Genomic DNA, 21,543 nt, shown 5'->3' on the forward strand with positions numbered 1-21,543 from the left:
GTGTTATTCTTCTTTTTCCATGGTGCATTGCAGCGGATGCTGGTGACGCCGGGCGAAATCCATCACCTGCGCGACTTTGGTTTCCGCGATCTCGTGGCTGAACACGCCCACGACCGCCAGCCCTTTTTTATGCACGGTCAACATGATCTCGAAGGCTTGGGCATGGTTCAGCCCGAAAAAGCGTTCAAGCACGATCACCACAAATTCCATCGGGGTGAAATCGTCGTTCAACAGCATCACCTTGTACAAAGGCGGCCGCTTGGTCTTTGGTTTGGTCTTGGTCAACAGATCGGTTTCGTCGTCGTCCCGGTCTTTGCCCGCCATCATAAGATCATCAAGGCGCATTGCTGCTCCTGCCTGAGAAGTCGTTTCAAGTGAGTCGTGTAGGCGTCTATATAACCCTAAAGCAGAATTAGAAAAGAGGGCGCGCCAAAGATGGGCAATCCGCTAACGACCATCGGTTTTGATGCCGATGACACTTTATGGCACAACGAACGCTTCTTTGCTTTGACACAGGTCAAATTCGCGGAACTTCTTGCCGATTACACCGACCGCGACAGCCTGATGGACCGACTGCTTGAGGCAGAGCGGCGCAACATCCCCCACTACGGCTTTGGCATCAAAGGGTTCACCCTCTCGATGATCGAAACCGCGATAGAGATCACCGAGGGCCGCGTGCCGGCCGATGTCATCTCCGAACTGCTGGCGGCGGGGCGGGATATGCTGGCCCATCCGGTCGAACTGCTGCCCGATGTGCGCGAAACCCTCGAAACCCTGCAAGACGACTATCGGCTGGTGTTGGTGACCAAGGGCGATCTGCTGGATCAGGAACGCAAGCTCGCTGAATCCGGGCTGCGTGATATGTTCACCGCGATTGAAATCGTCTCGGACAAGACCCCGCAAACCTACCAGCGCATCTTTGATACCCACGGCGACGGCCCGGCCCGCGGCATGATGATCGGGAACTCCATGAAATCGGACGTGGTGCCGATGATCCACGCGGGCGGGCATGGCGTCTATATCCCCCACGGCGTCACCTGGGCGCTGGAGCACGCCCCCGCCCCGAGTGATTCGCCCCGCTTCCACCAGATCACGCGCCTGTCCGAAGTGGCAGAACTGCTGCCCTGATCGCCGCTGTATTCTCGCCTTACCTTCGCTGCGTTGTCGCCCAACTCTTGCCACATTCCCGCCACAATCGCCCCTATAGTGGCGGAGTTTTGGGCACACGCTAAATGTGCTGCGCGGAAATCGCCGCTTTTCCGGGCTGCACCACATCGAACGCCTTTATCGAAAACACGTCCTATGGTAACCTTACCTTAATAATAATGGTCAGTTGAAAAATCGACGGCCGAGGCAGAGCAAAGGCAGTTATGATGAGAGTGCGGCGTGTGCAGCCAGCCCGGTATGGGCTATTTATTCTTGCGGCTATATGGATCTTGCTGATCCTGCCGCTCAGCGCAATGGCGGCCCCCTATGCCGCCTATGTGATCGACGCCCGAACCGGCGAAGTGTTGCACTCCCGAAACGCGGATACCCGTCTGCACCCGGCCTCCCTCACCAAAATGATGACACTTTATATCGCATTCGAGGCGATTAAGCGTGGTGAGATCTCGCTCGACAGCAAGGTCAAGATCACCAGCCACGCGGCGTCCGAACCGCCCAGCAAATTGGGGCTGAAATCGGGCCAGACCATCGCCCTGCGCTACCTGATCCGCGCCGCGGCCGTCAAATCTGCCAATGACGCCGCCACCGCCATCGGGGAAGCCATCGAAGGGTCCGAAGCCAAGTTCGCCCGCCGCATGAACCGCACCGCCAAGGCGCTTGGCATGACCAACACCACCTTCAAGAACGCCCACGGCCTGACAGAATCCGGCCACATGTCGACCGCACATGACATGACCATCATGGGCCGCCACCTGCTGTATGATCACCCCGAATACTACAACCTGTTCTCGCGCATCACTGCCGATGCGGGCGTGCGCAAGGTCAGCCACACCAACCGTCGCTTCCTGTCGTCCTACAAAGGTGCCGACGGGATCAAGACCGGCTACACCCGCGCCGCTGGCTTCAACCTCACCGCCTCGGCCGAACGGGGCAATGAACGCATTATCGTGACCGTCTTCGGCGGCACCTCCACCAGCGCGCGGAACGCCAAAGTGGCCGAGCTGATGGATCTGGGCTTCCGCCGCGCCCCCTCCAGCGCACCGCTGAAAAAACCCTCCAAACCCGCTTACGCCGATGTCGAAGATACGCCCGTCGCGTCTGATGGGGCCGCAGGCAAGGTCATCCGCCTTGTGGGGGCCGTCACCACCTCCAAACGTCCCACATTGCGTCCGGGCCACCAGCCTCAGGTCGTGGTTGCCACCGCAGAGGTGCCCCAAGCGACTTCGCCGATCCTGAACTCGGACATCACCGCCGCGCTGAAAGAGGCGCAGAAAACCGCGCCGCCCGTCGTGGCAGAGGCCCCTGCTCCGACACCGGAACCCGCAGCAGAGGCGGAAACCCTGCTCGCCTCGGTCTCGGTCCGGCCCACGCTGCGCCCCTCGGCTGCCGCATCGCTGGTTGAAACCGCCGCGGTCAAACAGGTCACCCCCAAAGCGCCCCCCGCCCCCGAAGTCATCACCCGCGTGTCGACATCTGGTGGCCGTCACTGGGGCGTGAATGTGGGCCGCTATCCCAGCCGCTATGCCGCCGAGAAAGTGTTGCTGAAAACCGCATTGTCCGAAATCTCGACCCTCGACGGCAGCCTGCGCAAAGTCGTGCGTCGCCCGCAAGGGTTCGACGCCAACTTCCTTGGCATGACCCGCGAGACAGCCGATCTGGCCTGCCGCCGTCTGGTCGCCCGCAATGTGAACTGCTTTATGATCGGGCCAAGCTCTTAAGCTTGGCCTGCTCAGGTCGTCGCCTGTAGCAAGGTGCGCGTATAGTCGGACTGCGGATTGTCATACAGCGTATCGACATCGCCGTATTCGACCACATCCCCCCGCTTCATCACCATCACCTTATGCGACATCGCGCGCACGACCTTCAGGTCGTGGCTGATGAACAGATAGGCCAGCCCGTATTTGCGCTGCAGATTGCGCAGCAGGTCCACGATCTGCACCTGCACGGTCATATCCAGCGCCGAGGTCGGCTCGTCCAGCACCAGCAGCTTGGGCCGCAGCACCATCGCCCGCGCAATCGCGATCCGCTGACGTTGCCCGCCGGAAAATTCGTGCGGATAGCGGTCCATCGTGGCGGGATCCAAGCCGACCTCGATCATCACATCGCGTACCAATTCGCGCTGATTGCGGTCGGGGTCCACCTTATGCACGCTCAGCCCTTCGGCGATGATCTGCATACAGGTCATCCGCGGCGACAGGCTGCCGAACGGATCCTGAAACACGATCTGCATATCCTTGCGCAACCGCCGCAACTGCCGCGTGGACCAACTGCGCACGTCCTGCCCCATAAAGCTGATCCCCCCTTCAGAGGAGATCAAGCGCATGATTGCCAGTGCCAGCGTCGTCTTGCCCGACCCGGATTCACCCACGATACCAAGGGTTTCCCCCGCGCGCACCGACAGCGACGCGTCGTTTACCGCCTTCACGTGATCCACCGTCTTGCGCATGAACCCCTTCTGGATCGGGAACCAGACCTTCAGATGATCGGTGCTGGCGATCACGTCGGCATCGGGTGCAACCGGGTCCGGTCGGCCCGACGGCTCCGCCCCCAAAAGCTTGATCGTGTAGGGGTGCTGCGGGTTGTCAAAAATCTCGTGCGTGGGACCGTGTTCGACAATCTCGCCCTGTTTCATCACGCAGACGCGATCGGCAATGCGGCGCACGATTCCCAGATCATGGGTGATGAACAGCAGGCCCATGCCTTCGCTATCTTTCAGCTCTTTCAGCAGGTCCAATATCTGCGCCTGAATGGTCACGTCCAAGGCCGTGGTCGGCTCATCCGCGATCAGCACATCGGGCTTGTTGGCCAACGCCATCGCGATCATCACCCGTTGACGTTGCCCACCCGACAGCTGATGCGGGTAGGCACCCAACCGGCTTTCCGCATCCACGATCCCGACCTTGTCCAGCAGTTCAAGGATACGCGCCCGCGCCTCGGCCCCTGCCACGCCCTGATGCAGCGCCAGCGATTCCGCCAGCTGCTTTTCGATCGTATGCAGCGGGTTCAGCGAGGTCATCGGCTCTTGAAAGATAAAGCTGATGTCATTGCCACGCACCTTGCGCAGCAGCTTGTCGCTCGCCCCGACCATCTGCTGCCCGTCATACAGCACCGACCCCGACACCTCGGCACTGTCGCCCAACAGCGATACAGTGCTCAGCGCCGATACGGATTTACCCGAGCCGGACTCCCCCACCAGCGCCACGGTCTCCCCGCGTTGCACGGCAAAGCTCACGCCCTTGACCGCATGGGTCAACGCGCCTTCCTGACGGAAGGAGACGCGCAGGTCATCCACTTGCAGCACCGCGGCGTTCTGGGTCGAAGGCGTCATGAGAACGTCTTTCTCGGGTCAAAGGCGTCGCGGATCCCTTCAAAGATAAAGATCAGCAGCGACAGCATGATGGCAAAGGTGAAGAATGCGGTGAACGCCAGCCAGGGCGCTTGCAGGTTCTGCTTGGCTTGCAACGTCAACTCGCCCAGGGACGGGGCCGACGACGGCAGGCCGAAGCCCAGAAAATCAAGGATCGCAAGCGTGCTGATCGTGCCGGTGATGATAAACGGCAGCATCGTCAGCATCGCGACCATCGCATTGGGCAGCATGTGGCGGAACATGATCGTCATATTTCCCACCCCAAGCGCGCGCGCCGCACGCACATATTCAAGGTTCCGCGCGCGCAGGAATTCGGCCCGCACCACACCCACCAGAGATGTCCAACTGAACAGCACCAGCAAGAACACCAGCAGCCAGAAACTGCGCCCCAGAATGGCAAACATGATGATGATCACATAAAGCGACGGGGTCGAGGTCCAGATCTCGATCACGCGCTGGAAGATCAGATCCGTCCAGCCGCCAAAGAACCCCTGCACCGCCCCCGCGATGATCCCGATCAACGATGCCGCGCCCGTCACAATCAGGGTAAAGATGATCGACAGCCGGAAGCCATGAATGACCCGCGCCAACACGTCGCGTTTGGTGCCATCGGTGCCCAGCAGGTTCTGCCCGTTCGGCGGCAGCGGGGCCGCGCCGGGCCGGTCCACGGCGGTGTCAAAGCTATAGGGGATGGGCGGCCAGATCGACCAGCCCGCCGCAATCGCCTCGCCCGCGACCTCGCCATCCTGCGCGTCCTCGATAATCCCCTCGGGGTCGTCCAGACAGTCGATCAACCCGCCCGAGGCGATCAGACATTGCACTTCGGGGTCGCGGTACACCGCTTCGGTCAGGAAATCGCCGCCGAACTCGGTCTCGGGGTAGAACTTGAAGATCGGCATGTAATAGTCGCCGCGATAGTTCACGAGAATCGGTTTGTCGTTGGCCACGAATTCGGCGAACAGCGAGATGCCAAACAGGATCGCGAAAATCCAAAGGCTCCAATAGGCGCGACGGTTACGGGTAAAGTTACGCCAGCGGCGTTGGTTCAGCGGGGATAGCGCCATCGGGTTCAGCCCTCGCGTTTTTCAAAGTCGATGCGCGGGTCGACGACCACATACATCAGGTCAGACAGGATACCGACCAGCAGACCGATAAGGCCGAAGATGAACAGCGTGCCGAAGACGATCGGATAATCCCGCGCGACCGCCGCCTCGAACCCCAGACGGCCCAGCCCATCAAGGCTAAAGATCGTCTCGATGATCAGCGAGCCGCCGAAGAACACGCCGATAAACACCGCCGGAAAGCCCGCGATCACGATCAGCATCGCGTTGCGGAAGACGTGGCCGTACAACACCTTACGCTCCGACAGCCCCTTGGCCCGCGCCGTGACGACATATTGCTTCTTGATCTCGTCGAGAAAGCTGTTCTTGGTCAGCAACGTCAGCGTCGCAAAGGCCGAGATGGTCGAGGCCAGCACCGGCAGCGTGATGTGCCAGAAGTAATCCGCGACCTTGCCCAAGGGGCTCAGCTGGTCAAAATTATCCGAGGTCAGCCCCCGCAGCGGGAATATCTGCCAGTAGGACCCGCCCGCGAACAGCACCAGCAGCAGGATCGCGAACAGAAAGCCCGGGATCGCATAGGCGGCGATAATCGCGCCCGATGTCCATGTATCAAAGGCCGTGCCATCCTTGACCGCCTTGCGGATGCCAAGGGGGATCGACACCAGATAGGCAATCAACGTGGACCACAGCCCCAGCGTGATGGACACCGGCAGCTTTTCCTTAATCAACTCGATCACGCTGATCGACCGGAAGTAGCTGTCGCCGAAATCGAACCGCATGTAGTTCCACAGCATGTTCACGAACCGCTCTACCGGCGGCTTGTCAAAGCCGAATTCTTTCTCAAGCTCTGCGATGAATTCGGGCGGCAGGCCCCGTGCGCCAACATAGTTTTCTGTGGTGCCTGCAATATCTGCATTGCCCGCGTCATTCCCCCCGCCCGAGAACCCTTCGAACACGTCACCGCCGCCTTGAATACGGGCGATTGCCTGCTCAACCGGGCCGCCGGGCACGAACTGCACCAGCGCAAAGTTGATCAGCATAATCCCAATCAAAGTGGGAATAATCAGCAATAGCCGTCGAAGAATATAAGCGCCCATATGCGGCGTTTACCTCAGCGCACCAGCGGCGCGCAAGGCCGCTGCTTTGTCAACGTTGTACCACCAGAAATCGAGATAGCCCAAGGCATAGGCAGGCTGGTTTTCGGGGTGTTCGTACTGGTCATAATACGCCGTCCAAAAGCTGTCGTTGTACCATGTCGGGATCATGAAGAACTCATAGCGCAAGGCACGGTCCAGCGCGATCAGGCTGGCGTCTTCCTCTTCCTTGGTTTGCGCCGCAAGGGACACCTCGATAATCGCGTCGATCATCGGGCTGGCCACACCTGCGGGGTTGAACACCGAATAGCTGGACGCCTCTGATCCGAAAAACTGGGCCAAGCCTGTGCCGGTGCCCAGAAACGTCGGATATTGATCGTAAATCAGATCGTAATCGCGATCCCGTTGGCGGGCCGTAAATTGCGAACTGTCGACTCTCTCAAGCACCGCATCGATGCCCATGTTCTGCAAATTCGACATAAAGTTTTCGACAATCGCAGACAGCGTGGGCGACCCGGCAGAATCCATCAAAAAGTTCAGGCGCAACGGCTGCCCGCTTGCGTCATAGCGTTTGCCATTTGTCCCCACGGCCCATCCAGCATCATCCAGCAGTTTCATCGCGCGGCGCAGGTTGCGCCGGTCCAACAGACGAGATGCATCCGAGCTATGCGGCATAACCGCATCTTCGGTCAGCATTTCAGGGGGGACCACATCGCCAAGCTGTTCAAGCAAGGCTAGCTCCATGCCCTGCGGCTTGCCGGTGGCCATCAAAGGCGTGTCTTGGATGAAAGACGCGCGCGGTTTGAACAGCCCGAATTGCAGCGATTCATTCGTCCATTCAAAGTTATAGCCCAAGGCAATCGCCTGACGGACGCGTTTGTCTTTCAACACATCGCGACCAAGGTTGAAGACAATGCCCGCGGGTGTGGGTGGCGCACCATCGGGGATCTCCTCCTTGACCACCTGACCAGCGGCGACTTTGGGGAAATCATAGGCCGACGCCCATTTCTTTGAACTGCCTTCGGCGCGGAAGGTGTATTCGCCTGCTTTAAACGCCTCGAACGCCGAATTTTCGTCACCGAAATATTCGACACGAATCGTATCGAAGTTATTGCGGCCCACGTTGAACGGCAGGTCAGCGCCCCAATAATCGGGGTTGCGTTTATAGACGATGCGCCGGTTCACATCGACGGTTTCGACCGTATAGGGGCCGGACCCCGGCGACGTCATCAAGCGGGATTCGTCCAGCCGCGCGCCGGTTTCGTCGAACCACTTCTTGGACCACGCAGGCACACCGCCCACTTGGCTGATCAGGCTGCGGCGCGAAATACCGGGGGTGAAATAGAATTTGACCGTGTAATCATCAATCGCTTCGACCTTGGGGATACGCTTGCGCACCGCATCGCCATAGGATTTCAGGCCCTGATCCAACAGCAGGTTATGGCTGAACACGATGTCATGCGCGGTGACCGGATCACCCGTCGAAAACCTGGCATCCTTGCGCATGTGGAACACCACCCAGTCTTTGCTTTCGGGATACTCAAGGCTTTCGCACAGCAGGCAATAGCTTTCGCCGTAAACATCCGCCGGGGCTTGCTCTCCGCCCACCCCTTCGCCCAGCAGGCTTTCGTACATAATGCTGCTCAACGCACCGCCACGACCCTTGCGCGAATAGGGGTTCATCGAATCAAACGTCCCGAGGGTAGAGATCGAAATCTCGCCGCCTTTGGGGGCGTCGGGGTTCACATAGTCGAAATGGGTGTAATCGGCGGGGTATTTCAGATCGCCGTAAAAGGAATAGCCATGCGCGGAGATAATCTTGTCACTGCCCTGCGCGGCGTCATCCTGCCCCCAAGCGGCACCGCCCAGCATCGCGGCCCCGAAAACAAGCAAGGCCGCGCCAGCGACGCGCAGCATGGGGGTTTGCGATTGTGTGTCAGCACGGGCATGGGTCCGGGGCATCGGGCGTATCCTTTATAACAACAGGCGATAGACAAGGGTCGTCGCGGCAGATCACTGCCGGATACACGCTAACGGCCCGACCGCCCAAGTTACAAGTTGCGAATATGTTACCTGACTGAAAACAGGGCACTTCACAGCAAAAGGCCGCCCACGAGGGGGCGGCCTTGCAATCGGAATATGGGGTGGATCAGTTGTCCAGGCTGTCGAGATAGGCGATCACATTCGCCCGGTCTTCGATCTTGGGCAGACCCGCGAAACCCATCGTGGTGCCTGGTGCGAAACCGGCAGGCTTGGTCAGGAAGGCGTTCAGGTTCTCGGGGGTCCATGTCTCTGCCACTTTCTCAAGCGCGCCGGAGTAGGACGCATACCCATCAGCGGAATCAACCGGACGCCCGACAACACCGTAGAGGTAGGGACCAACCGCATTCGCGCCATCTTCAACCTTGTGACAGGCCGAACATTTGCGGAAAACCTTTTCACCCTTGGCCGGATCAGCGGCCGCCATGATCTCGGCGAAATCGACTTCTTCAGCGGGCTCACCGCCACCAGAGGCGTCTGCCACTTCAATGACATAGCCTTGTTCGCCATGCGCTTCGGCATGATAAAGCTCTTCGCCCGCGAATTTGCCAAGCAGAAGGACAAGCCAAGCGCCAAACAGGCCGGCAGCGATTTTGGTAACGGTCATTGTATCGAACATGCGTGAAGGTCCATCGTTGGTATTCGGGCATCGTATTGCAGGCGTATCTATTGCTTTCCCTTCGTCGGGGCAAGGTGTAGTTACCGCGACCAAACGCCATAGTTGGCAACGGCTTGAAGAAGGATGCCCCTGATGACCAGTAAAACCGCGCCGCGCATCGCTTTTCAAGGTGCTTTGGGGGCCTATAGCCACGAAGCCTGCCTGCAAGCCCGCCCCGACATGATCCCCGTGCCCTGCATGACCTTCGAAGGGGTGATCCGCGCGGTGCGCGAAGGCCGCGCCGATCTGGCGATGCTGCCGGTCGAAAACTCGACCTACGGGCGGGTTGCGGACATCCACCGGCTGTTGCCGCAAAGCGGGCTGCGCATCATCGCGGAGGCCTTCGTGCGCGTGCGCATCAGCCTGATGGCCCACGACGGCGTGAAGCTCGAAGACATCAAACACGTGCGCGCGCATATGGTGCTGATCCCGCAGGCGCGCAGCTGGCTGGACGCCCATGGCATCACCTCAGAGGCAGCGGCAGACAGCGCAGGGGCTGCGGCGGATCTTGCGGTGTCGGAGGAACGCGATGTCGGCGTGCTCGCAAGCGAGGTCGCGGCGGATATTCACGGGCTCAAGGTGCTGGCCCGCGACATCGAGGATCTGGACCATAACACCACCCGCTTTTTGCTGATGTCGCCCGAGCTGGACCAGACCCGCCGTGCGGAAAACATGCTGACCACCTTTGTCTTTCAGGTGCGCAACATCCCGGCGGCGCTTTACAAGGCCATGGGCGGTTTCGCGACCAATGGCGTCAACATGACCAAGCTGGAAAGCTACATGGCGGGCGGGTCGTTCACGGCGACACAGTTCTATGCCGATATCGAAGGCCACCCCGAAGACCCCGCCGTCGCCCGCGCGCTGGAGGAGTTGGCGCATTTCACCAACTTCATCGATATTCTGGGCGTCTACCCCGCGCATCCCGACCGTCACGGCCAGTAAACGCGGTAACCACCGCAAACCCCTTAGCGGGGTTTGTGGTAGCGGTCTTCCATGTCCTTGGCATAGTCGCCGACACGTTTCTTGAACTTCTTGGTCAGCGAATTCTTGGCCAGCTTCAACGACTGCACCAGCAGACGGGCCGACAGGTTTTGCGGCTTGAGCTCTAGCGCGACCATGATGCGGGTGCGGCTGCGTGACAGGGCGACGAGATCAAAGCTCATGTCGCCGGTCAGCCCCTGCGAACGGGTGTTCAGCTTCATTTCGGTCGGGCGGTCAAAACGGTCCATCTCGACCTGAAGCTCGCGCCGTTTGCCGCGCATGTCAAAGGCAGCTTCCCACTGCATCCCCGGCCCCGCTTCTGCCAGCCGGTCCACGCGCTGCACCTCTGCGCCGCGGCGCATGGCGGCGCGTTCGAACTGGTCAAATTCGCACAGCATGTCGAATACCGCATCAATCGGCGCGTCGATGTCTTCTTTGGTGGAAAATTTCATGTTCTGCCTTGTTCGTCGTCTTTCCCGAAGGTTGCCTTAATCCAGCGTATCCGCAAGCCAGTTTTCCAGCAGGAAATGCGCAATCGCCCCCTTTCGGGCCGGTTTGATCTTGGGGTGTTGCCCGGTAAAGACATCCATCATGTCCTCTTTGGACACCCAAAGGGCCTCTTCGATCTCTTTGGGGTCGATGGTGATCTCATGGCTTGTCGCCTCTCCGGCGCAGCCGAACATGAGCGACGCGGGAAAGGGCCAAGGCTGGCTCGCAAGGTAGCTGACCTGACCGACCTGCACGCCCGCCTCTTCGAACACCTCGCGGCGCACGGCGGCTTCGAGCGTTTCACCCGGTTCGACAAACCCCGCCAAAAGCGAGAACATCCCCTCGGGCCAGCCCGGCGACCGCCCCATCAGGACAGAGTTGCCGTGGGTAATCAGCATGATCACAACAGGATCGGTGCGCGGAAAATGCGACGCGCGACACGCGGGGCAGTTGCGTTGCCAGCCTGCGTCATTCACCACGGTCTCAAAGCCGCAGCGGGCGCAGTAGCCGTGGTTTTCGTGCCACGCCAGAATGGCCTTGCCGGTCGCGGCGAGTTCGGCGTCACGCGGGCTGAGCCACGTCATCACGCGGCGCATTTCGACGAAAGCATAGTCGGGTGGCAACATCGGGTGGCGCTGTTCGCTTTGATCGACGAAAGACCCCAGCTGGCGCGGGTCGAAGTCATCGGGCATCCACGGCGACAGGTCATAGGCAAACCGCGCGGCCCCCTCTTCGCGCCCCAGCAAGATCGGAGCAGAGCCGGCATCCGCCAGAACGGGGTGATCCAGTGGTAAACGCACAACAGACGCGGGGCGCGCGGGGTCGATCAGGACCTTGCCCCGCCAGAACAGAATGGCGCGGGCGGCGTCATCGGCGCGCAATGCGGCCACGGCCTCCTTGTCGGCGCGAACCTCTCCGGCGCGGTCAAGCGCTGACCCTCCGAAAGTGACCGTCTCGGCGTGCTTCATGCGTATCCTCCCGTTTGCGTGCACCATGCCTATTGGCCAAACCGCGCGATGCCAAGGCTGCATGGCGCCGTGCCCGCTAAAAACGCCCGAGGGAAAAACGCCTTTGGGCCCGTCTTGCATCCCATCCGGCCCTATACTATATGGGCGGTGAGAGGTTGGTGCGGGCAGGTGCCTCGCCAACCCGGTCAGATCCGGAAGGAAGCAGCCGTAACGAGACCCACTTGGGTCGTTATCAGCCTCTCACCCCAGCGTATTTTGCGCAGCAAAATACGCGTCGCCCCGCAGGGTCATCCAAAGGATGGCCCGAGAGGGGCAGCCCCCGCCCCCAGATATTTCCGCAGTGCCTCAATGCCCCGCAGCGCCTCGATGCGTTTGGCTATCGGCATTTCGGCACAGCCACAGGCAACAGGTCAGGTTACCCATGGGTAACTTAACCTGTTGTTTATACTCATTATTTCTCCGTTATAGCACCGAACGCTGTTACAGCTGCTCTGCCGCGAATGTGTCGCATTGGCCGACCTGACCGCTATCGAACCCGCGCTGGAACCAGCTTGAGCGCTGCTCGGATGTGCCGTGGGTAAAGGTGTGCGGCTGGGGAACGCGACCGGCCTGACGTTGCAGGTGATCATCGCCGATCTTGCGTGCGGCGTTCAATGCCTCGTCCAGATCGCCCCGCTCCATCAGACCTTTGACGTTCTTGGCCCAGATCCCCGAAAAACAATCGGCCATAAGCTCGAGCCGCACGGTCAGGGCGTTCGCCTCGGCCGTAGAGGATTGACGGCGCAGCGCGTCAACCTTGGGCAGGATGCCCAGTTCGTTCTGGACGTGGTGGGCGACCTCGTGGGCAATCACATAGGCGGCGGCGAAATCCCCGCCTGCCCCCATGCGCTGCGCCAGAAGATCAAAGAATTGCGTGTCGATATAGGCCTTTTCATCCGCAGGGCAGTAAAACGGCCCCGTCGCGCCAGAGGCCCCGCCACAGGCACTTTGCGTGACGTTGGAAAAGACAACAAGCTTTGGCGGCACATATTCGCGACCCAACTGCTGTGGGAAAATCTCGCCCCAGACATCTTCGGTGGTGGCCAGCACCTGCGCGGTGAACTGCGTGGCCTGCGCGTCAGAGTCAGAGACCGGCGCGCCCTGCTGGGTTTGCGGCGCGGCGCCCCCGTTCAGCAAGGGCGATACGTCGATGCCGGTGAAATAGCCGATCGCCAGCACCGCCAAGACGCCGACGATCCCCAGACCGCCCGCACGCCCGGCACCGCCCCCGCGCCCGCCGCGGCGGACCTCAACGTTTTTGCTTCTTCTGATGCCGCGCAACCGCATAAATCTGTCCCCGTTATGTCAAATATTATTGTCAGCGTAACGCGCGACGCGCACAATAGTTCAATGAATAAAAGCAATGATCTGGCCGAGAACCGCACCGACTGGGCCGAAGACCGCACGATTTTGGCGAACGAGCGCACCTTTGCAGGGTGGATGCGCACGGGGATGGCGTCGCTTGCGGTGGCGATCGGGCTTAAGGCGGTGTTTGGGGATTTTGACCCGACCTGGGCCGCGAAAAGCGTGGCGACGATCTTTGTCGTCGCGGCGGTCTATATCTTCTGGGCGGCCCATGATGCGGCGACCAAGACGCTGGACCGGCTGAACGACCACCATGCGAATGCGCAACCCAATGCGCGGATGAAGACGCTGGCGGTGATTTTCAGCTTTGCCTCGGTTGCGGTTGGCGGCATCCTTTGGATGCTCTAGGTTCAGGGCTTCAATCGAATCTTGCAGGATCGTCATGACAGCACCCTCTGCCTATCGCGTATTGGCCCGCAAATACCGGCCTGAAACCTTTGCCGATCTGGTCGGGCAGGACGCGATGGTGCGCACGCTGAAAAACGCGTTCGAGGCGGATCGTATCGCGCAGGCGTTTATCATGACCGGCATCCGCGGGACCGGCAAAACCACCACGGCACGGATCATCGCCAAGGGGATGAACTGCATCGGGCCGGACGGCAATGGCGGGCCGACGACGGAACCTTGCGGGGTCTGCGAACATTGCGTCGCCATCATGGAGGGCCGCCACGTCGACGTGATGGAGATGGACGCCGCATCGAACACCGGCGTCGGCAATATCCGCGAGATTATCGACAGCGTGCATTACCGCGCGGCCTCGGCCCGGTACAAAGTCTATATCATCGATGAGGTGCACATGCTGTCGACAGGCGCGTTCAACGCGCTGCTGAAGACGCTTGAGGAACCGCCCGAGCACGTCAAATTCATCTTCGCCACGACCGAGATCCGCAAGGTGCCCGTGACCGTGCTGTCGCGCTGCCAACGCTTTGATTTGCGCCGGATCGAGCCCGAGGTGATGATCGCGCTGATGCGCAAGATCGCCACCGCCGAAGGGGCCGAGATTGCGGACGATGCGCTGGCGCTGATCACCCGTGCCGCCGAAGGGTCGGCGCGCGATGCCACGTCCTTGCTGGATCAGGCAATCAGCCACGGGGCGGGCGAAACGACGGCTGTGCAGGTGCGTGCGATGCTGGGGCTGGCGGATCGCGGGCGGGTGCTGGACCTGTTCGATATGATCCTGCGCGGCGATGCGGCTGGCGCGCTGGACGAGCTGGGCAACCAGTATTCCGACGGGGCCGACCCGATGGCCGTGCTGCGCGATCTGGCCGAGATCACCCATTGGGTATCGGTGGTCAAGATCACCCCCGATGCCGCCGAAGATCCCACCGTCTCGCCCGAGGAACGCAGCCGTGGCGTCACCATGGCGGAAACGCTGCCGATGCGCGTGCTGACCCGTCTGTGGCAGATGTTGCTGAAAGCGCTGGACGAGGTGGCAAGCGCGCCCAATGCGATGATGGCCGCCGAGATGGCCGTGATCCGCCTGACCCATGTCGCCGATCTGCCCAGCCCTGAAGAGCTTGCCCGCAAGCTGGCCAATACCACGCCCCCGCCCGCCCCGCCGAAGGGTCCGGGGGGCGGGGCCGCCGTGCCCGCCGGGGGTGGATCGACCAGCGCTATGGGCAGCCAGCAGATGTCGGGCGGGCCTGCGGGCGGCGCGACGATGGCGGCACTTGCGCCGGCGGTGGCGCAGGCTTTGGCGCAGTACCCGACGTTTGAACATGTGGTCGAGCTGATCCGCAGCAACCGCGACGTGAAGCTGTTGGTGGAGGTCGAGACCTCGGTCCGACTGGCGGCCTATCAACCGGGGCGGATCGAATTCACCCCCACCGACAGTGCCCCCCGCGATCTGGCGCAGCGTCTTGGCACGCGGCTGCAACTGTGGACCGGCAACCGCTGGGCCGTGACCATCGTGGGCGACAGCAGCGCCAAAACCATCGCCGAGGTCCGCGACGCCAAGGAAAACGCGCTGAAATCGCAAGCTGAGAACCACCCGTTGATGCAGGCCGTGATGGCGAGCTTTCCCGGGGCCAAGATCCTGTCGATCCGCACGCCCGAGAAAATCGCCGCCGCCGCCGTGTCCGAAGCGCTGCCCGAGGTCGAAGATGAATGGGACCCTTTCGAGGACGACTGACCCCGCCTGCCCCTGCTCTGCCCGCGACCTGTCCACGCCGGGGCACCCCTTGTCGGGGGGCGGCAAAGACCGCATATACATAAGCAAATAAAGCTACAGGAGACGACCACATGCTTAAAGGTTTGGGTGCCATGGGTGACATGGCCAAGATGATGAAGACGGCACAGCAGATGCAGGGCAAGATGGCGCAGCTGCAAGAAGACATGCATAATATCATCGTCGAAGGTGAATCCGGTGCCGGTCTGGTCAAGGCGACCTGCACTGCCAAGGGCGAGCTGAAGTCTCTGGATATCGATCCGTCGATCTTCAACGGCGACGAGAAAGAAGTCGTCGAGGACCTGATCCTCGCCGCGATCAAGGACGCGCAGACCAAAGCCACCGACCGCGCCCAATCCGAGATGAGCAAGCTGACCGAAGGCATGGGTCTGCCCGCGGATATGAAGCTGCCGTTCTGATCCTTCCAAATGGGGTTAAATCCTCGCCGAAGGCATTAAAACTCTTTCACACCAACGCCATGGGGGTCCACAGATGAGCAGCACACGCGACATTGATGCGCTCATCGACCTGATGACGCGGCTGCCCGGATTGGGGCCACGCTCGGCCCGCCGGGCGGTGCTGCATCTGATCCGCAAGCGCGCGCTGTTGCTGACGCCTTTGGCCGATATGATGCAGACCGTGGCGGCGACGGCGCGCGAATGCATCAACTGCGGCAATGTGGGGACCGCCGATATCTGCGACATCTGCACGTCGGAAAAACGCGCCAATGGCGAGATCTGCGTGGTCGAGGATGTTGCCGATCTGTGGGCGATGGAACGGTCGGGCGTGTTCAAGGGGCGTTATCATGTGCTGGGTGGCACGCTGTCGGCGCTGGATGCCATTGGCCCGCAGGAATTGCGCATCCCCCGGCTGCTGGACCGCGTGCGCGACGAGGCCGTGTCGGAGGTTATTCTGGCGCTGAACGCCACAATCGACGGGCAGACCACGGCGCATTACATCGCGGACCAGCTTGAGGGTCAGGTGCGGTTGACCTCTCTGGCCCAGGGTGTGCCGATCGGTGGGGAGCTTGATTACCTTGACGATGGGACGATCACCGCAGCGATGCGCGCGCGCAAATCCATCTAGGGCCGCGTGACCTCAGGCTTTCCGATCCGCCAGCCGTTTGCGCATCTGTGCAAGTGCGATCAGGGCGGCGTCGCGTTCGGCCTCTAGCTGGGCGATGCTGCGGCCTGCGGCCTCAACGTTCACCCCGTCGACCAGACGTGCGCAGGTATCGGCGTCGAGCGTAGGCGCGCCGAGATTATCCCAACGTTTCTGCTGGCTTGGCCCGAGATGGGCCAGATAGCCCGCCAGGCCCCCGGCGCCCCCGCCAAGGTGATAGGCCATATGCGCCCCCAGCACCGACCAGCGCAGCCCCGGTCCGTTGACCAGCGCCTGATCCACCGCGTCGACATCGGCGATGCCTTCGGCGACGATATGCACCGCCTCGCGCCAGAGCGCCGAGGACAGCCGGTTGGCGATATGCCCCACCGCATCTTTTTTCAGCCGCACCGGCGCAGAGCCGAGGCTGCGGTAGAACCCTTCGGCCCAGTCGAGCACCTGAGGATCGGGGCCGTAGACTTCGACCAGCGGCACCAGATGGGGCGGATTGAAGGGATGTGCGGTGATCAGCCTGTCGGGGTGCTGCATCCCCGGCACAAGATCCGACCACGGGTGCGCCGAAGTGCTGGAGGCGATGATCACATCCGGCGCGACGATAGCTTCGATCTGCGCGTAAAGCTGGTGTTTCAGCGGCACGTTCTCGGGCGCGTTTTCCTGGATCAGCACAACGTCTTGCAGGGCGTCGTGCAAACTCTCGTGGGTTGAAAGCGCGCCTTGGGGGGCTGCCCCTGCCGAGATTTCTTGCAGTTGCGCCAAGGGCCCCGCCACGCGGGCGGCGAAACCGTCGCGGGCACCTGTGTCAGGGTCCCACGCGCGGACGCTGTGGCCTGCGTGCTGGAACAGCGCGGCCCAGCTTGCGCCGATCAACCCGCAGCCGATGACGGCCACGGTGCAGGGGGGCATCATCGAGGTCGTATCAGTCAAACGACAGCACCGTTTCCTGCCCGTTTTCAAGCACATAGACGCAGCCCTGCCGGTTTGACAACTGGCCCAGCTCGGCGCGGCTCAACCCGCAGAGCGCGCCGCGCAAAAGCTGGCCGCTGAGCCCGTGAGCGACCACGACGGTGGGTTCGGTCAGCGTGTCGACAAAGGCATTCACCCGCGCCTGAAACACGTCAAAGCCTTCGCCACCGGGGGCGGCACAATAGAATTCCATATGCGGGCTTTGCGCCGTGATGCCTTCGGGCAGGTTCTTGAAGATATCGGCGCGCAGGTGGCCTTCCCAATCGCCGGCGAAAATCTCTTTCAGGCGGTCGTCGGTCTGGTAGTCCCGCCCGCCAAGAGCGATATCCGCGGTCTGGCGCGTGCGTTTAAGCGGCGACACGATGCAGGGCGGGTTATGCGCAAGGATCGGCGCCATCAGCTCGGCCTGCTGCTGCGCATGGACCCTGCCCCGTTCGGAGAGCACGGATTCGGTCTGGCCCTGCACCCTCCCTTCTGCGTTCCATTCGGTTTCACCGTGCCGCAGGAACCAGACTTTGGGATAGGATTTCATGACGTGGGGCCTTTTATCGCGTTGAGTTGCCTAGCACTTTGGCTCAAGCGCGCGCAGAACGCCACCCACACAAAAATCAAGCAAGAGCGGGCGATACACCATAGGGCTTTCGCGCCGATCACTTTGCGACAGGCCCGCAATGCGGATGCCGCTTGCGACGATGGACACCATCGAGGACACGGTCAGCGACAGCACCGCGGCAAGCTGTTCACGGTCGGCATCAGGACGCAGACGCGCCATTTCGTCAAGGTAGATAGAGGCGACGCGATCATAAAGCGGCCCTGCCTCGCGGTAATAGCGTTCGTCAGACATGATCCGCGCCACCAGCTGCGCATAGGCCCGCCATTGCGGATCCCCGCGCGAGGCGATTTCGAGATACGGGGTGACATAGGCATCGATCAGCGTTTCCAGCGTGAGCCGCTCTGTCGATTTGAGCGCATCGAGCCGCGCCATGCGCATGGCGTTGAGCGTTTCGACCCGCCGTTTCAGCACGGTCACGAAAAGCTCTTGTTTGGTGCCCCCGTGAAAGCCGACCACACCCAGCGTGACTTCGGCTTCGCGCGCGATCCGGCGGATGCTGACCGCATCAAAGCCAAGCTCGGCGAAGCACCGCTCTGCCGCGTCGAGCACGCGTTCGCGGGTGATCTCGCCGCGGGCGACGCGACCATCCTTGCTTGTGCCGTCTTCCTTTCGGTCCGTCATGACACCCCGGTCCCTCTGATCAGGCCATCAAGGTGCATGACCTGCGCGTTGCGCGGTCCGGCAGTGGTCACACATGCCCCGCGACTGTTATTATTGCGGCGCTTCAGCATTTTTTACAAACTTTATCAAAAATCAAAGTAAACCAGTTCGTTGCCTCGGGATTTGGGTGCGCTTAGCGACATCGGCTTTGGTTTGCGACCAAGAATTGCACCGAATCACCTGTTACCAGAGGGCACATCCCCCTGATGGTTGAACAAATAAGCAGCGTGACACGGTATGGGTTCATTGCCTGCACTTACCGCGTGTGTGAGCGTTAACGGCATCAACCCCGCTCGACCCATGGACAGCTGAGTGATTCGTTTTGCAATGCTGCGGGAGGCGCTATGTGATGTCTTGGGCATCGCCCTGCGCGTTTCGCCGCCGCTGGTCGCAGTTTCGCGGCCTTCGCGACGCGGGGGAGGTGGATATTTCAAACTAAGTGTACTATCGCATACCAAACTTCAGGAAAGGCTGGATACCATGGCTGAGACACAGACACCCGACATCATTTACACGCAGGTCGATGAGGCCCCCGAGCTGGCAAGCTATTCGCTGCTGCCGATCATCCGCAGCTTTGCCGATGCGGCGGGGGTTTCTGTGGGCACCCGTGATATCTCTTTGTCGGGGCGTATTCTGGCGGCCTTCCCCGACGCGCTGACCGAGGCGCAAAAACAGTCCGACGATCTGGCGATCCTGGGCGATCTGGTGAAAACGCCCGACGCCAATGTGATCAAGCTGCCGAATATCTCTGCCTCGGTGCCGCAGCTGGTGGCCGCGATCAAGGAATTGCAGGGTCAGGGCTATGCGCTGCCCGACTATCCCGAAGCGCCAAGCACCGACGCGGAAAAGAAAGCCCGCGCGGCCTATGACGCGATCAAGGGCTCTGCGGTGAACCCCGTTCTGCGCGAAGGCAATTCGGACCGACGCGCGGCCAATGCGGTCAAGAAATACGCGATGGCGAACCCCCATTCGATGGGCACATGGTCCAAGGACAGCAAAACCAAAGTATCGTCGATGTCGGGCGGTGATTTCTTCTCGAACGAGAAATCCCTGACGCTGACCGAGGCGCAGGCCGGCGCGGCCAAGATCGTGCATGTTGCCGCCGACGGGACCGAGACCGTGTTGAAGGATGGCGTTTCTTTCCCTGCGGGCACTGTGGTCGACACCACCTTCATGTCTGCCAAGGCGCTGGACAAATTCCTGGCCGAGCAGATCGAAGAGACCAAGAAAGACGGCACGCTGTTCTCGTTGCACATGAAAGCGACGATGATGAAAGTGTCGGACCCGATCATCTTTGGCCACGCTGTGCGGGAATATCTGAAGCCCGTCTTTGACACATACGGTGACGAACTGAAAGCGGCGGGTGTGAACCCGAACGCAGGCATCGGCGACATGATGGAGCGGATCAAGGACAATGCCGAGATCACCCAAGCCGTCAAAGACGCGATGGCGGAACGCCCGCCGATGTATATGGTGAATTCGGACAAAGGGATCACCAACCTGCACGTGCCATCCGACGTGATCATCGACGCGTCCATGCCCGCGCTGATCCGCGCTGGCGGCAAGGGCTGGGGCCCCGACAACAAGGAACACGACACCAACTGCGTGATCCCCGACAACTCATATGCTCCGGTCTATGAAGAAAGCATTAATTACTTCAAGGAAACCGGCGCGCTGGACCCGACGACCTCGGGCACAGTGCAGAACATCGGTTTGATGGCGCAAAAAGCCGAGGAATACGGGTCGCACCCCACCACGTTCGAGATCCCCGCGGATGGCACCGTTAAAATGATCGCCGCCAATGGCGACGTGATTTCCGAGCACAGCGTAGAGGCGAACGACATCTGGCGCGCGGCATCAGCCCGCAAGGCCCCGATCGAGGATTGGGTGCAGCTGGCCATCGACCGTCAGAAAGCCGAAGGCTGCGAGGCGATCTTCTGGCTGGACGAGAACCGCGCCCACGACGCAGAGTTGATCGCCTATGTGAAGCCGATCCTTGAAGCCAAGGGCGTGGCCGACAAGTTCCAGATCATGTCCCCCGCCAAGGCCACGCGCCAGACGCTTGAGACAATCCGCAAGGGCGAGAATTCGATCGCGATCACCGGCAACGTGCTGCGCGACTATCTGACCGACCTGTTCCCCATTCTGGAACTGGGCACCTCGGCCAAGATGTTGTCGATCGTCAAGCTGATGCAGGGCGGTGGCCTGTTTGAAACGGGTGCCGGCGGGTCTGCCCCCAAGCACGTGCAGCAGCTGGTTGAAGAAAACCACCTGCGGTGGGACAGCCTGGGCGAGTTCTGTGCGCTTGGGGAGAGCCTCAAGTTCCTCGCGGACCAGAAGGACAATGCCAAGGCCGCCGTCCTGGGCAAAGCCGTAGATGCCGCGACCCAAGGCATTCTGGACAACAACAAATCGCCATCGCGTAAAGTGGGCGAGCCGGACAACCGCGCCAGCCACTATTACTTTGCCCTTTACTGGGCGCAGGCGCTGGCCAGCCAGAGCGACGACGCCGCATTGGCCGAGCATTTCGCCCCCATCGCCGAAAAACTGGCGGCGAATGAGGACAAGATCATGGCCGAGCTGGCAGAGGTTCAGGGCAAGCCTGTCGATCTGGGCGGGTACTTCCATTCGGACCCCGCCAAAACCGAAGCGGTGATGCGCCCCTCGGCCACGTTGAACGCCATCATCGGCTAAGGCACCACAGCATCGCGACCTATCCGCCCCGTCCTTTTGCAAAAGGGCGGGGCGTTTTCTTTGGGAACCATTCGCAGGCACTGCCGGTTGTTTGACCG

20 protein-coding genes and 1 other RNA gene are annotated in these 21,543 nt (G+C 61.1%); 9 read left to right on the forward strand and 12 right to left on the reverse strand.

The annotated features are described in order from the left end of the window. Positions 1 to 3: 3 nt before the first annotated feature. Complete coding sequence (clpS, locus tag ACNQ62_RS12615; protein ID WP_005850026.1) at positions 4 to 345, reverse strand: ATP-dependent Clp protease adapter ClpS; 342 nt, start codon at positions 343 to 345, stop codon at positions 4 to 6. Positions 346 to 435: 90 nt separating this feature from the next. Here clpS and ACNQ62_RS12620 point away from each other — a divergent pair, with 90 nt between their 5' ends. Further along, positions 436 to 1,128 carry an HAD family hydrolase gene (locus ACNQ62_RS12620; protein WP_132998173.1) on the forward strand — a complete coding sequence of 231 codons (693 nt, stop codon included), beginning with the start codon at positions 436 to 438 and terminating at the stop codon, positions 1,126 to 1,128. A 245-nt stretch (positions 1,129 to 1,373) separates the two neighbouring features. Next, a complete protein-coding gene (locus ACNQ62_RS12625) occupies positions 1,374 to 2,882 on the forward strand; it encodes a D-alanyl-D-alanine carboxypeptidase family protein (RefSeq protein ID WP_037941210.1) in 1,509 nt (502 codons plus the stop codon). Between the two features lie 11 nt (positions 2,883 to 2,893). On the opposite strand, the gene ACNQ62_RS12630 is transcribed toward ACNQ62_RS12625, so the two are convergent. The 5 genes from ACNQ62_RS12630 to ACNQ62_RS12650 all read right to left on the reverse strand — a co-directional run bounded on the left by ACNQ62_RS12630 (position 2,894) and on the right by ACNQ62_RS12650 (position 9,345). After that, positions 2,894 to 4,492 carry an ABC transporter ATP-binding protein gene (locus ACNQ62_RS12630; protein WP_418094973.1) on the reverse strand — a complete coding sequence of 533 codons (1,599 nt, stop codon included), beginning with the start codon at positions 4,490 to 4,492 and terminating at the stop codon, positions 2,894 to 2,896. Further along, the gene (locus tag ACNQ62_RS12635; protein ID WP_064215881.1) at positions 4,489 to 5,595 is read right to left on the reverse strand and encodes an ABC transporter permease; all 1,107 of its coding nucleotides are present in this window, start codon (positions 5,593 to 5,595) and stop codon (positions 4,489 to 4,491) included. The genes ACNQ62_RS12630 and ACNQ62_RS12635 overlap by 4 nt, the downstream gene beginning before the upstream one ends. A gap of 5 nt (positions 5,596 to 5,600) precedes the next feature. Next, positions 5,601 to 6,689: a microcin C ABC transporter permease YejB gene (locus ACNQ62_RS12640; RefSeq protein WP_418094974.1), complete on the reverse strand. Its 1,089-nt coding sequence runs from the start codon at positions 6,687 to 6,689 to the stop codon at positions 5,601 to 5,603. Between the two features lie 9 nt (positions 6,690 to 6,698). Beyond that, positions 6,699 to 8,648 carry an extracellular solute-binding protein gene (locus ACNQ62_RS12645; protein ID WP_418094975.1) on the reverse strand — a complete coding sequence of 650 codons (1,950 nt, stop codon included), beginning with the start codon at positions 8,646 to 8,648 and terminating at the stop codon, positions 6,699 to 6,701. A gap of 187 nt (positions 8,649 to 8,835) precedes the next feature. Beyond that, entirely contained in the window at positions 8,836 to 9,345 is a 510-nt protein-coding gene (locus tag ACNQ62_RS12650; RefSeq protein WP_005850037.1) for a c-type cytochrome, read from the reverse strand. Positions 9,346 to 9,477: 132 nt separating this feature from the next. Between ACNQ62_RS12650 and ACNQ62_RS12655 the strand changes: the two genes are divergently transcribed. Then, on the forward strand, positions 9,478 to 10,326 hold the full coding sequence (locus ACNQ62_RS12655) for a prephenate dehydratase (protein WP_037941199.1): 849 nt from the start codon (positions 9,478 to 9,480) through the stop codon (positions 10,324 to 10,326). A gap of 23 nt (positions 10,327 to 10,349) precedes the next feature. Here the strand turns inward: ACNQ62_RS12655 and ACNQ62_RS12660 are convergent, their stop codons facing one another. Beyond that, positions 10,350 to 10,817, reverse strand: a complete 468-nt coding sequence (locus ACNQ62_RS12660) for an SRPBCC family protein (protein ID WP_005850040.1) — start codon at positions 10,815 to 10,817, stop codon at positions 10,350 to 10,352. A 36-nt stretch (positions 10,818 to 10,853) separates the two neighbouring features. Then, the gene (gene nudC / locus ACNQ62_RS12665; protein WP_418094976.1) at positions 10,854 to 11,822 is read right to left on the reverse strand and encodes an NAD(+) diphosphatase; all 969 of its coding nucleotides are present in this window, start codon (positions 11,820 to 11,822) and stop codon (positions 10,854 to 10,856) included. A 148-nt stretch (positions 11,823 to 11,970) separates the two neighbouring features. Between nudC and ffs the strand changes: the two genes are divergently transcribed. Beyond that, positions 11,971 to 12,068, forward strand: an RNA gene (gene ffs / locus ACNQ62_RS12670) — signal recognition particle sRNA small type. A gap of 234 nt (positions 12,069 to 12,302) precedes the next feature. On the opposite strand, the gene ACNQ62_RS12675 is transcribed toward ffs, so the two are convergent. Continuing rightward, the gene (locus ACNQ62_RS12675; protein ID WP_418094977.1) at positions 12,303 to 13,148 is read right to left on the reverse strand and encodes a neutral zinc metallopeptidase; all 846 of its coding nucleotides are present in this window, start codon (positions 13,146 to 13,148) and stop codon (positions 12,303 to 12,305) included. A 63-nt stretch (positions 13,149 to 13,211) separates the two neighbouring features. Between ACNQ62_RS12675 and ACNQ62_RS12680 the strand changes: the two genes are divergently transcribed. From ACNQ62_RS12680 to recR, 4 genes are all read left to right on the forward strand, one after another. Beyond that, on the forward strand, positions 13,212 to 13,574 hold the full coding sequence (locus ACNQ62_RS12680) for a DUF202 domain-containing protein (protein ID WP_005850045.1): 363 nt from the start codon (positions 13,212 to 13,214) through the stop codon (positions 13,572 to 13,574). A gap of 34 nt (positions 13,575 to 13,608) precedes the next feature. Next, positions 13,609 to 15,357, forward strand: coding sequence for a DNA polymerase III subunit gamma/tau (locus tag ACNQ62_RS12685; RefSeq protein WP_418094978.1), 1,749 nt, complete (start codon positions 13,609 to 13,611; stop codon positions 15,355 to 15,357). A 110-nt stretch (positions 15,358 to 15,467) separates the two neighbouring features. Next, positions 15,468 to 15,812, forward strand: coding sequence for a YbaB/EbfC family nucleoid-associated protein (locus ACNQ62_RS12690; protein WP_005850050.1), 345 nt, complete (start codon positions 15,468 to 15,470; stop codon positions 15,810 to 15,812). Between the two features lie 73 nt (positions 15,813 to 15,885). Further along, complete coding sequence (recR, locus tag ACNQ62_RS12695; protein ID WP_418094979.1) at positions 15,886 to 16,479, forward strand: recombination mediator RecR; 594 nt, start codon at positions 15,886 to 15,888, stop codon at positions 16,477 to 16,479. A 12-nt stretch (positions 16,480 to 16,491) separates the two neighbouring features. Here the strand turns inward: recR and ACNQ62_RS12700 are convergent, their stop codons facing one another. From ACNQ62_RS12700 to ACNQ62_RS12710, 3 genes are read right to left on the reverse strand one after another with little or no spacing between them, the layout of a single operon-like run. Next, entirely contained in the window at positions 16,492 to 17,439 is a 948-nt protein-coding gene (locus ACNQ62_RS12700) for a 3-hydroxyacyl-CoA dehydrogenase NAD-binding domain-containing protein (protein ID WP_418094980.1), read from the reverse strand. Then, the gene (locus tag ACNQ62_RS12705; protein WP_418094981.1) at positions 17,432 to 18,010 is read right to left on the reverse strand and encodes a histidine phosphatase family protein; all 579 of its coding nucleotides are present in this window, start codon (positions 18,008 to 18,010) and stop codon (positions 17,432 to 17,434) included. The genes ACNQ62_RS12700 and ACNQ62_RS12705 overlap by 8 nt, the downstream gene beginning before the upstream one ends. A 30-nt stretch (positions 18,011 to 18,040) precedes the next feature. Next, a complete protein-coding gene (locus ACNQ62_RS12710) occupies positions 18,041 to 18,712 on the reverse strand; it encodes a TetR/AcrR family transcriptional regulator (RefSeq protein WP_005850058.1) in 672 nt (223 codons plus the stop codon). A 519-nt stretch (positions 18,713 to 19,231) separates the two neighbouring features. Here ACNQ62_RS12710 and ACNQ62_RS12715 point away from each other — a divergent pair. Then, positions 19,232 to 21,445: an NADP-dependent isocitrate dehydrogenase gene (locus ACNQ62_RS12715; RefSeq protein ID WP_418094982.1), complete on the forward strand. Its 2,214-nt coding sequence runs from the start codon at positions 19,232 to 19,234 to the stop codon at positions 21,443 to 21,445. The last annotated feature ends 98 nt before the right edge of the window (positions 21,446 to 21,543 follow it).

The organism is Sulfitobacter sp. SBS6 (assembly GCF_048285585.1).
In the GTDB taxonomy this organism is placed as follows: domain Bacteria; phylum Pseudomonadota; class Alphaproteobacteria; order Rhodobacterales; family Rhodobacteraceae; genus Sulfitobacter; species Sulfitobacter pontiacus.

Coding starts and splice junctions, on each gene's coding strand:
- ACNQ62_RS12630 (WP_418094973.1), bottom strand. CDS start 4,492: ATGACGCCTTCGACCCAGAACGCCGCGGTGCTGCAAGTGGATGACCTG.
- clpS (WP_005850026.1), bottom strand. CDS start 345: ATGCGCCTTGATGATCTTATGATGGCGGGCAAAGACCGGGACGACGAC.
- nudC (WP_418094976.1), bottom strand. CDS start 11,822: ATGAAGCACGCCGAGACGGTCACTTTCGGAGGGTCAGCGCTTGACCGC.
- ACNQ62_RS12645 (WP_418094975.1), bottom strand. CDS start 8,648: ATGCCCCGGACCCATGCCCGTGCTGACACACAATCGCAAACCCCCATG.
- ACNQ62_RS12715 (WP_418094982.1), top strand. CDS start 19,232: ATGGCTGAGACACAGACACCCGACATCATTTACACGCAGGTCGATGAG.
- ACNQ62_RS12685 (WP_418094978.1), top strand. CDS start 13,609: ATGACAGCACCCTCTGCCTATCGCGTATTGGCCCGCAAATACCGGCCT.
- ACNQ62_RS12640 (WP_418094974.1), bottom strand. CDS start 6,689: ATGGGCGCTTATATTCTTCGACGGCTATTGCTGATTATTCCCACTTTG.
- ACNQ62_RS12675 (WP_418094977.1), bottom strand. CDS start 13,148: ATGCGGTTGCGCGGCATCAGAAGAAGCAAAAACGTTGAGGTCCGCCGC.
- ACNQ62_RS12655 (WP_037941199.1), top strand. CDS start 9,478: ATGACCAGTAAAACCGCGCCGCGCATCGCTTTTCAAGGTGCTTTGGGG.
- ACNQ62_RS12710 (WP_005850058.1), bottom strand. CDS start 18,712: ATGACGGACCGAAAGGAAGACGGCACAAGCAAGGATGGTCGCGTCGCC.
- recR (WP_418094979.1), top strand. CDS start 15,886: ATGAGCAGCACACGCGACATTGATGCGCTCATCGACCTGATGACGCGG.
- ACNQ62_RS12680 (WP_005850045.1), top strand. CDS start 13,212: ATGAATAAAAGCAATGATCTGGCCGAGAACCGCACCGACTGGGCCGAA.
- ACNQ62_RS12620 (WP_132998173.1), top strand. CDS start 436: ATGGGCAATCCGCTAACGACCATCGGTTTTGATGCCGATGACACTTTA.
- ACNQ62_RS12635 (WP_064215881.1), bottom strand. CDS start 5,595: ATGGCGCTATCCCCGCTGAACCAACGCCGCTGGCGTAACTTTACCCGT.
- ACNQ62_RS12690 (WP_005850050.1), top strand. CDS start 15,468: ATGCTTAAAGGTTTGGGTGCCATGGGTGACATGGCCAAGATGATGAAG.
- ACNQ62_RS12625 (WP_037941210.1), top strand. CDS start 1,374: ATGAGAGTGCGGCGTGTGCAGCCAGCCCGGTATGGGCTATTTATTCTT.
- ACNQ62_RS12705 (WP_418094981.1), bottom strand. CDS start 18,010: ATGAAATCCTATCCCAAAGTCTGGTTCCTGCGGCACGGTGAAACCGAA.
- ACNQ62_RS12660 (WP_005850040.1), bottom strand. CDS start 10,817: ATGAAATTTTCCACCAAAGAAGACATCGACGCGCCGATTGATGCGGTA.
- ACNQ62_RS12650 (WP_005850037.1), bottom strand. CDS start 9,345: ATGTTCGATACAATGACCGTTACCAAAATCGCTGCCGGCCTGTTTGGC.